Raw genomic sequence first — 9,891 nt, 5'->3', positions numbered from 1 at the left:
GGCCGGGCGATCGCCCTGGCCCTGGCGGGCGCTGGCGCCGATGTGGTGGTCCATTACCGGCACAGCGAAGCCGAGGCCCGTGAGGCGGTGGAGCAGGTGGAGCGGCTGGGGCGGCGCGGCCTGGCCCTGGCGGCTGATCTGGCGGATGCTGAAGCCACCGCAACCGCCTTCGCCACAGCGGTGGAGCGGCTGGGGCGGCTCGACATCCTGGTGAACAACGCGGCCGGCATCGTCTGGAAGCCGCTGGGGGCGATGGATGTGGCCGATTGGCATCGCAGCATCGACGACACCCTCCACATCACTTACCACGCCTGCCGTGCCGCCCTGCCATGGATGCGCCACCAGGGTTTCGGCCGCATCGTCAACCTGATTGATGTCGACGCCGATGCGCTGATGGCGGTGCCGATGGTCACCCCCTACAAGATCGGCAAGACCGGCGTGCTGCAGCTCAGCCGCACACTGGCCGTCACAGAGGCTCCGTACGGCATCACGGTCAACGGCGTTTCACCCGGCACCCTGGAGAACTCGGAGCGCAAGCCGCCGCTCGAACGAATCCCGGCCGGCCGCTACGGCAGAACCGAGGAGGTGGCGCGGGCGGTGCTGTTCCTGGCCGATCCGGCCAGCAGCTACATCACCGGAAGCAACATCAAGGTCTCAGGCGGTTATCTGATCTGACACGAGCTGATCTGTCGTGACCTGATCCAACATGACCTGTTCAGCCATCGCCGCATAGTGATCAGACATGTCTGCGTCCAGATAGCCTTGGATCAATCGACTCGTGAAGCTGTTGAGCGGGTAATCGAGCGCCTGCCGTGGGGGCACCCAGGCCCATTCGGCGATCTCGTGATTAGGGCTGACGGCGGTTGTGGCGCTGAAGGCGTAGTAGTTGATCAACATGAAGTGCACAGGACGGTGGAATTGTGCATCTTCCACGGCTTCCTGCAGCAGGGCGAACTGCACGGACGCCAGCTCCAGGCCAACCTCCTCCCGCAATTCACGCCGCAGTGCGCTGTCGAGGGTTTCACCCCATTCCACCTTTCCGCCGGGCACGCCCCAGCTTCCGCGCCACTTGAGCGTGCGCACAATCAGCACACGCAGGCATGGCCCTGTGACCAAGGCGCCGACGGTGGGAATGGGGTAAACCATGGTCCCCGCTGACACCGCGGCCACGCTACCGCCACTGCATCGCGGACAGGATCCCGTGGCAGGAACGCATCACCTCATGGGCGCAGCATCGGCACGGTGACCCGGCGTGATAAAGCGATCAGAACCGTGACCAGAACCAGCATCAGCAGGATCAGCCAGCCCATCCCATGCAGCACACTCATGATCGCCTCAATCGTGGGAGTGGCATTCCTGCCGATGACTGTCATCAGCAGCTGCCTGGAGATGCCGTACTGGCCCTCCAGCACCTCACGACCATGGCCGCTGGCCACAAGTCGGGAGATGGTTTGGATCACCGCGTCAGACAAGGGCAGGGTCTTGAGCTGCTGCTCAAGCGTGCTGCGGAAGGTGCCGAGCAGCACATTCACCGCCAGAGCTGAACCCAACGACCAGGCAGAGGTGGCCAGAACGTGACGCACCGCTTCCAGATTGGCCAGCAATGGCTTATCGGTCATGGCTGTGATCGTGGAGGCGAGCCCCACCCTCACGAACGTGAGAAAGAACGAGAAGGATGCCGTCGCTGAGGCAATCACCAGGATGGGCACCTGGGATGGAGCCATCACGAAGGTGATCGGCAAGATCAGACAGCCCAGCAGGCCCAGTCTAACGCTCCTGGCCATGCCGATCCGGGAACTGACAGCAGCGAACACAAAGGAGCTGGCAATTCCCGCCAGGCTGGCCAGGGTCATCCAGGCTGAGATACTGGCGAGATCAAGCTGATAGCGAATCGCCAGAAAGCGATCGGCGCAGTATCGGTAGTCAATTGAGAATAGTGCCGCCAGAGCCAGAAGCAGCAGACCAATTCTTGGGTTGATCAGAAATCTGAATCCGCCGGCGATCGAGCCTGATCGCCGCAGGGACATGGCCGTGAGCATCATCAGGGCGATGATCAGAGCCATGCCGGCAGGCACCCAGGTCGGCTGGAACGCGTGGATGATCGGCAGCGTGCTGATCAGGGACGCGCAGCCTCCTGCAGCCAGCAGGACGATCCAGTCACTGGCCTGGACCTGGGCGTGCTGGGCAGCCGCTTCGCGTCTGTCGGGGCGAACGAAAACCTGCAGCAGCAGCAGCGTCAGCAGGAACAGACATCCCCACAGCCCGCCGATCACAGCCGCACTGTTCTCGGTCTGCACCAGGATCCAGCTGTTGAGGATCGGCGAGGCCACAAAGGCCAGGCTGTTGGCCAGCGTATTGGCCGCGACGAGCACAGCAATCTGCTGCGCATCAGCGGCGCCACCGCAAAGCATGGCGTAGGACGACACGCGCACGCAGCCGTCAGCGCAGCCCATCAGGACCAACCCGGTGGCGAGCGAGGCCAGGCCCGCATGGCCGGCCAGCAGCAAGCAGCCTGCAATCCAGAGGGCAAGGCCGGCAGCCAGGCAGCGTTTCGCGCCAAGCAAGCGGCACAGCGTGCTGGCACAGAAGACGATCAGCAGGCCGCTGGCGATCGCTGTGCAACGCAGCAGGTTGACCTGAGCTGTGGTGATGCCGAGCTGCGGCTGCAGATCCAGCAGCACAAACGAGATGCCAATCACGGAAAAGGTGCTGACCAGCGTGGCCAGCAGGCTGACGCCGATCGGCGCCAGTTCTCCCGGGGGCAGCCATGGGTGGAGAGGTCCCGGCCGCTTGGCCATCGACAGGCTCGTGTCTGCGCCGATCATCCCAGCCGTTTTCCGGGATCGTCTGGAACCAGCACCACCGTCACTGATGGTGAGCCACGAGCTGATGCAGCGGCCTGATGTCCCGGCCTGATGCCCTGGTCAGCGGAGACCAGGCCCCATGGGAAAATCCGCGATTCCCCAGCAACTTCACCATGCGCAGCCACGGGTGCGGCGACCTGCGTGCCGACCACGCCGGCCAGGACGTGCAGCTCTGCGGCTGGGTGGACCGGCGCCGCGATCACGGCGGCGTGATCTTCATCGATCTGCGCGACCGCAGCGGCACCGTGCAGATCACGGTGGACCCCGACCTGGGAGCCGATGCCTTCGCGGTGGCCGAGCACCTGCGCAACGAAACCGTGATCCAGGTGGCGGGCACCGTGCGCGCCCGGCCCGGTGAATCGCTCAACGAGAAGCTGGCCACGGGCGCGGTGGAGGTGCTAGCCGCCACCATCTCGGTGCTCAATTCCGTCAAGGGGAATCTGCCCTTCCCGGTCTCGGTGCACGACGAGGAGAACACCCGCGAGGAGCTGCGGCTGCGCCACCGCTACCTGGATCTGCGTCGCGAGCGCATGAACGGCAACCTGCGCCTGCGCGCCCAGACCATCCAGGCCGCCCGCCGTTTCCTCGAAGACCAGGGCTTCATCGAGGTGGAAACGCCGGTGCTGACTCGCTCCACCCCCGAAGGTGCCCGCGACTATCTGGTGCCCAGCCGGGTCTGCGGCGGCGAGTGGTTTGCCCTGCCCCAGTCGCCCCAGCTGTTCAAGCAGCTGCTGATGGTGGGCGGCATCGAGCGCTACTACCAGGTGGCCCGCTGCTTCCGCGACGAAGACCTGCGCGCCGACCGCCAGCCGGAGTTCACCCAGCTGGACATCGAGATGAGCTTCATGGGCCAGGAGGAGATCCTTGAGCTCAACGAAGCCCTGATCGCCACCATCTGGAAGGCCGTCAAAGGCGTGGAGCTGCCCCGTCCCTTCCCCCGGCTCACCTGGCACGAGGCGATGGAGCGCTACGGCACCGACCGGCCCGACACCCGCTATGGCATGGAGCTCACCAACGTGAGCGACCTGGTGGCCGGCATGGGCTTCAAGGTGTTCAGTGGCGCCGTGGCGGCCGGCGGCTCGGTGAAGTGCATCGCCGTGCCCGGCGGCAATGACGCTCTCAGCAATGTGCGCATCAAGCCCGGCGGTGATGTGTTCAGCGAGGCCCAGAAGGCGGGGGCTGGCGGCCTGGCCTTCATCCGCGTGCGCGAGGGCGGTGAGATCGACACGATCGGCGCCATCAAGGACAACCTCAGCGCCGCCACCAGGGCCGAGCTGCTGGAGCGCACCGGTGCGGTGCCCGGCACCCTGCTGCTGTTCGGCGCCGGCGACACCGCCACCGTGAACAAGGCCCTCGATCGGGTGCGTCAGTATCTGGCCCGCGAGCTGGGGATGGTGCAGCCCGACCGGGAGAACGACGCCTGGAACTTCCTCTGGGTGGTGGATTTCCCGATGTTCGAGTTCAACGCCGGTGACAACCGGCTCGAGGCGCTGCATCACCCCTTCTGCGCCCCCAACACCGAGGATCTGGGCAGCGATCCCGGCCAATGGGCCGACACCCTCCCCACGGCCCGCGCCCAGGCCTACGACCTGGTGCTGAACGGCCTGGAGCTGGGCGGTGGCTCGCTGCGCATCCACGACTCGGCCCTGCAGCGCCAGGTGCTGCAGACCATCGGCCTGCCCCTGGAGGAGGCCAACCGCCAGTTCGGCTTCCTGATGGAGGCCCTCGACATGGGCGCCCCTCCCCACGGCGGCCTGGCCTTCGGTGTCGACCGGATCGTGATGCTGCTGGCCGGCGAGGAGTCGATCCGCGACACGATCGCCTTCCCCAAGACCCAGCAGGCCCGCTGCCTGATGACCCAGGCCCCCGCCGATGTGGCAGACGCGCAGCTCGAAGAGCTGCATGTGGCCAGCACCTGGAGCGAGGAGGAGAGCTGACGGCAGGGCCCGGCAAGCTCTGGAGGGGTCCAGCCGGGAGCCCCATGGGATCAGAATTCAGAGGCCCTGCTCGGGGCCACCGTTGGAGGTTGGGCCATGTCCATCGATCAGCTGAAGGCCTTTCTCGGCAGGGTGCAGGACGATCCAGGTCTGCGGGCGGCGGTGCAGGCGACCGCCACCGCCGATGACGTGGCCCAGATCGGCGCCGGCCTGGGGTATGTCTTCTCCGGCGATGAGCTGTTGCGGCTCTCCGGCAAAAAAGTGGGGCGGGTCACCGTGACCAAGCAGGACATCCCCGGCGAATACAACTGAACCGCTGCCCAGAGACACGACCGCGCCGTTCAACGACCGAGCGGCCGGCGGGTGGCGCTCCGGCGCCGTGCTGCGTCCGTTCCTACAACGGGAGGGGCCCCGCCCCAGGCTTCCCCGGCCCCCTGCCAGACCTTCGCCTCCCTCGGCCATGACCACAGCTTCCAGCAACCCAGCGATCGACATCGGCATCCCTGAAGCCACGCGGCGGCAGATCGCCGACGAGCTCGGCCGCCTGCTGGCCGACAGCTACGTGCTCTACGGCAAGACCCATGGCTTCCACTGGAACGTGACCGGGCCGATGTTCAACACGCTCCACCTGATGTTCATGGACCAGTACACGGAGCTCTGGACCGCCCTGGACGTGATCGCCGAACGCATCCGCGCCCTCGGCTTCCCCGCCCCGTTCGGTGGCGCCACCTTCGCCGGCCTGGCCTCGATCGCCGAAACCGAGGGAGTGCCGCCGGCCCTGGCGATGGTGCGGGAGCTGGTGAGCGGCCATGAGGCCGTGGCCCGCACTGCCCGCAAGGTGTTTGCGATGGCCGACGAGGCCAACGACCAGCCCACCGCAGACCTGCTCACCCAACGGCTGCAGATCCACGAGAAGACCGCCTGGATGCTGCGCAGCCTGCTGGAGGGCTGACCCCTGGTCTGAGCGAGGGTGGCCCTTGCGGCCGAAGGGGCGTGTCGTGAACCGATACATTGAAAAATCAGCCGTTCCACCATGTCCCAGGTCGCCAGCGCCAAGCCCCCCGCTCCGAGCCGGGCCACGCAGGCGAAATTCGTCTTCGTGACGGGGGGGGTGGTGTCGAGCATCGGCAAGGGGATCGTGGCCGCCAGCCTCGGGCGCCTGCTCAAGAGCCGCGGCTACAGCGTCTCGATCCTCAAGCTCGACCCCTACCTGAACGTGGACCCGGGCACGATGAGCCCGTTCCAGCACGGTGAAGTGTTCGTCACCCAGGACGGCGCCGAGACCGACCTCGACCTGGGCCACTACGAACGCTTCACCGACACCGCCATGTCGCGCCTCAACAGCGTGACCACCGGCTCGATCTACCAGTCGGTGATCAACAAGGAGCGCCGGGGCGACTACCAGGGCGGCACCGTGCAGGTGATCCCCCACATCACTGGCGAGATCCGGGAGCGGATCCACCGGGTGGCCGCCAACAGCGGCGCCGACGTGGTGATCACCGAAATCGGCGGCACCGTGGGCGACATCGAGTCGCTGCCGTTCCTGGAAGCCATCCGCGAGTTCCGCGGCGACGTGGGCCGCCAGGATCTGGCCTACGTGCACGTGACCCTGCTGCCCTACATCGGCACCTCGGGCGAACTCAAGACCAAACCCACCCAGCACTCGGTCAAGGAGCTGCGCTCGATCGGCATCCAGCCCGACGTGCTCGTCTGCCGCAGCGACCGGCCCTTCAGCGACGACCTCAAGGCCAAGATCGGCGGCTTCTGTGGTGTGCCCACCCGGGCCGTGATCCCCGCCCTCGATGCCGACAGCATCTACGCGGTGCCGTTGGCCATGGAGCACGAAGGGCTGTGCCGCGAGGTGCTCGATGTGCTCGGCCTCGCCGACCACCCCAGCGACATGGAGCGCTGGCAGGAGCTGGTCACGAAACTGCGCAATCCGGGCCCGGCCGTGAAGGTGGCCCTGGTGGGCAAGTACGTGCAGCTCAACGACGCCTACCTCTCGGTGGTGGAGGCCCTGCGCCACGCCTGCATCGATCGCGACGCCTCCCTTGATCTGCACTGGATCTGCGCTGAGCAGATCGAGGAACGCGGCGCGGAAGCCCTGCTGCGGGGCATGGATGCGGTGGTGGTCCCGGGCGGCTTTGGCCATCGCGGCGTCGATGGCAAGGTGGCGGCGATCCGCTGGGCGCGTGAGCAGCAGGTGCCGTTCCTGGGGCTCTGCCTGGGCATGCAGTGCGCCGTGATCGAGTGGGCCCGCAACCAGGCCGGCCTGGTGGGGGCGACCAGCGCCGAACTGGATGGCGACACGGCCCATCCGGTGATCCATCTGCTGCCCGAGCAGCAGGATGTGGTCGACCTGGGCGGCACCATGCGCCTGGGGGTCTACCCCTGCCGGCTGACGCCGGACAGCCTCGCCGCCGAGCTCTACGGCGACGCGGTGGTCTATGAGCGGCACCGCCACCGCTACGAGTTCAACAACGCCTACCGCAACCTTTTCGTCGAATCGGGCTACACGATCAGCGGCACCTCCCCCGATGGCCGCCTGGTGGAACTGATCGAGCTGCGCAACCACCCCTTCTTCACGGCCTGCCAGTACCACCCCGAATTTCTGTCGCGGCCCGGCAAGCCCCATCCCCTGTTCCGCGGCCTGATCGCCGCGGCCCAGCAGCGGCTGCCCCAGGTCGAGGCCCCACCGGCCACGGCAACGACAACAACCGAGGCCGAGGCCACGCTCGTCGCCCCGTGACCACGCCGCTCTCCGGTGTAGCGGCAGACCAGCCCACCGCCGTCGCAGCGGGGGCACGACCAGGAGCTGCCGCTGGTCTGCAGATCGCTGTCACAGCGGCGGCACTGCCGGTGGTGGAAACCTTTCATTCCCTCCAGGGGGAGGGAGTCCACAGTGGTCGCAGCGCCTTCTTCATCCGCCTGGCTGGCTGCACGGTGGGCTGCCCCTGGTGCGACACCAAGCACTCCTGGCCCGCCGCCGCCCATCCGCTCCACAGTCTGGAGGCCTTGGCGGAGGAAGCGCATCAGGCGGCGGCGGCCGGCGCTGGCTTCGTGGTGATCACTGGCGGAGAACCACTGCATCACGATCTCGACGAGCTCACCGCTGCGCTGCACCAGCGCACGGCCTTGCCGCTGCACCTGGAAACCAGCGGGGTGGACCGTCTCAGCGGCCACTTCGACTGGATCACCCTCTCGCCGAAGCGGCATCGCCCTCCATCCGACGATCTGCTGCGCCACTGCCACGAACTCAAGGTCGTGGTGCACGAGCCGGCTGACCTTGGCTTCGCGGAGGTGATGGCCAGCGCCGCCAGCCGGCTCCGGGCGGGGAATGGCTCGGATCCGCCGGTGCTGCTGCTGCAACCCGGCTGGCAGAGCACCGACGGCCAGAGCCTGGCCCTCGGTTATGTGCAGTCCCATCCGGACTGGCGGCTGAGCCTGCAGCTCCACAAGAACCTGGGGGTGCGCTGATCAACCTGCAAGCTGAACCTCAGAGCACCTGGGCAGGCCGCTGGCGCTTCTCCGCCTTCCACAGGCGCCAGCGCACCTCCAGATCGGCGGGGGCGTAGATCACAATCGGCAGCCTGGCGTTGTAGGGCACCACGAAGGGCTTGCCGCCGCCCAGGGTCACGAAGGCCTGCTGCGGCTTCTCGTTGGGCGGGCAGGCCATCAGGGTCGAGGCCACCGGCCCTGGAGCCGTGACCCGATAGATGGTGTAGCCCCAGCCTTTCAGCGACTCGGCCTTGATCGAGCCGCCGAGGCGGCGATGGTTGCAGTCCACCTCCATCGTGCGTCCCACCATCAGCTCCACCCGCCAGTCGGCCGGGTGGGGGGAGAGGGCCGGATCGGGGGAGGGCTGCAGCAGGCCCGGCAGCTGGATCACCCAGCGGCGCTCACCGGCCGCCGCTGCTGGGAAGGGCTTGAGATCGAGGCGGGGGATGGCCCGTGCCGCGCCCTGCCCAACCAGGAGAACCCCCAAGGCCAGGCCAGCGAAGGCCATCCGGGCGATCGGAGTTACCGGTACCGGAGCCTGGAAACCCGTCATCGACATCCATGCGGCGCTATCCCCATCCTGAAGGGCGCCGGCCCTTTGGGGCAGCTTCCTCCCTCGGACTGCCACCAACAGGCAGATAGATCCAGGCGTGCGGGCAAGCACCGGCGCGGCCGGATCCGCCAGGATTCCTGCACGCTCCTGCCTCCGCCGCCTTGCGCGCCGCCGCTTCCCCTGATTCCCCGCCTCACACGGATCCCCGGCCCCTGACCGTGGCTCTGCTGTCCGGCGGCCTCGATTCGGCCACCGCCACCGCCCTGGCTATGGAAGCCGGCCACCGGGTGATCGGGCTGTCCTTCGACTACGGCCAGCGCCATCGCCGCGAACTCGAGGCCGCCGACGCCGTGGCGCGCAGCCTCGGGCTGGAGGAGCACCACACGATCAGCGTCAACCTGGCGGCCTGGGGCGGCTCGGCCCTCACCGATCTGGCCATGGCCGTACCCAGCGGCGGCGTGGAGGAGGGTGTGATCCCGTCCACCTACGTGCCAGGCCGCAACACCGTGTTCATCGCCCTGGGGCTGAGCCTGGCCGAAGCCCGCGGTGCCCAGCGGCTGGCCTTGGGCGTGAACGCGGTCGACTATTCCGGCTATCCCGACTGCCGGCCCGATTACCTGGAGGCCTTCCAGCACCTGGCCGACCTGGCCAGCAAGGCGGGGCGCCAGGGACGCGGCATCCAGCTCTGGGCGCCGCTGGTGCGATGGAGCAAGACGCGCATCGTGCAGGAAGCCCTGCGGCTCGGGGTGCCGATCGCGGCCACCTGGAGCTGCTACAGCGGCGGCAACGTCCCCTGCGGGGTGTGCGACAGCTGCCGCATCCGCGATGCGGCCCTGATCGAGGCCGGCCGCTCCGACCGCGCCAGCCACCAGGCCCCGTGATCGAGCCTTCCACGGGCTGGCGGGCCAGCGGTGGGCTGCAGCGCCGCACCATTGCCTGGCGGGATCCGGCGGTGGTGGTTCAGGCGCTGGCGGAACAGCACGGCCAGGACGGCCTGGTCTGGCTCGATGGCGACGGCACCTCCCTGGGGCGCCGCAGC

The 9,891-nt window shown here is 67.7% G+C and carries 10 protein-coding genes; 7 read left to right on the top strand and 3 right to left on the bottom strand.

Annotated elements, in window-relative coordinates; all coding sequences use genetic code 11:
* Window positions 1-675: SDR family oxidoreductase (locus VB716_RS14430; RefSeq protein ID WP_323270845.1), on the top strand; the 675-nt coding region annotated here is incomplete at its 5' end.
* On the opposite strand, the gene VB716_RS14425 is transcribed toward VB716_RS14430, so the two are convergent.
* Both VB716_RS14425 and VB716_RS14420 read right to left on the bottom strand, forming a co-directional pair.
* Complete coding sequence (locus tag VB716_RS14425) at window positions 655-1,146, bottom strand: NUDIX domain-containing protein (RefSeq protein ID WP_323270844.1); 492 nt, start codon at window positions 1,144-1,146, stop codon at window positions 655-657. The genes VB716_RS14430 and VB716_RS14425 overlap by 21 nt on opposite strands.
* A gap of 74 nt (window positions 1,147-1,220) precedes the next feature.
* Window positions 1,221-2,798, bottom strand: coding sequence for an MFS transporter (locus VB716_RS14420; protein ID WP_323270843.1), 1,578 nt, complete (start codon window positions 2,796-2,798; stop codon window positions 1,221-1,223).
* A gap of 179 nt (window positions 2,799-2,977) precedes the next feature.
* Here VB716_RS14420 and aspS point away from each other — a divergent pair, with 179 nt between their 5' ends.
* The 5 genes from aspS (at window position 2,978) to VB716_RS14395 (ending at window position 8,278) form a co-directional block, all read left to right on the top strand.
* Window positions 2,978-4,801, top strand: a complete 1,824-nt coding sequence (gene aspS / locus VB716_RS14415) for an aspartate--tRNA ligase (protein ID WP_323270842.1) — start codon at window positions 2,978-2,980, stop codon at window positions 4,799-4,801.
* 96 nt (window positions 4,802-4,897) lie between these two features.
* Complete coding sequence (locus tag VB716_RS14410; protein WP_323270841.1) at window positions 4,898-5,113, top strand: Nif11-like leader peptide family natural product precursor; 216 nt, start codon at window positions 4,898-4,900, stop codon at window positions 5,111-5,113.
* Between the two features lie 148 nt (window positions 5,114-5,261).
* Complete coding sequence (locus VB716_RS14405) at window positions 5,262-5,753, top strand: Dps family protein (protein ID WP_323270840.1); 492 nt, start codon at window positions 5,262-5,264, stop codon at window positions 5,751-5,753.
* Window positions 5,754-5,834: 81 nt separating this feature from the next.
* Window positions 5,835-7,550, top strand: a complete 1,716-nt coding sequence (locus VB716_RS14400; protein WP_323270839.1) for a CTP synthase — start codon at window positions 5,835-5,837, stop codon at window positions 7,548-7,550.
* Window positions 7,551-7,633: 83 nt separating this feature from the next.
* Window positions 7,634-8,278, top strand: coding sequence for a 7-carboxy-7-deazaguanine synthase QueE (locus VB716_RS14395; RefSeq protein WP_323270847.1), 645 nt, complete (start codon window positions 7,634-7,636; stop codon window positions 8,276-8,278).
* 19 nt (window positions 8,279-8,297) lie between these two features.
* On the opposite strand, the gene VB716_RS14390 is transcribed toward VB716_RS14395, so the two are convergent.
* Window positions 8,298-8,858 (bottom strand): ecotin family protein, encoded by a 561-nt coding sequence (locus VB716_RS14390; RefSeq protein ID WP_323270838.1) that lies wholly within the window; start codon window positions 8,856-8,858, stop codon window positions 8,298-8,300.
* A gap of 206 nt (window positions 8,859-9,064) precedes the next feature.
* Here VB716_RS14390 and queC point away from each other — a divergent pair, with 206 nt between their 5' ends.
* The gene (gene queC, locus VB716_RS14385; protein ID WP_323270846.1) at window positions 9,065-9,733 is read left to right on the top strand and encodes a 7-cyano-7-deazaguanine synthase QueC; all 669 of its coding nucleotides are present in this window, start codon (window positions 9,065-9,067) and stop codon (window positions 9,731-9,733) included.
* Window positions 9,734-9,891 lie beyond the last annotated feature (158 nt).

The sequence above is a fragment of the Synechococcus sp. CCY9201 genome, assembly GCF_034931105.1.
Taxonomy (GTDB): Bacteria; Cyanobacteriota; Cyanobacteriia; order PCC-6307; family Cyanobiaceae; genus CBW1002.
Note: the sequence above shows the minus strand (reverse complement) of the source record. Positions and strands in the feature narration are given on the sequence as shown.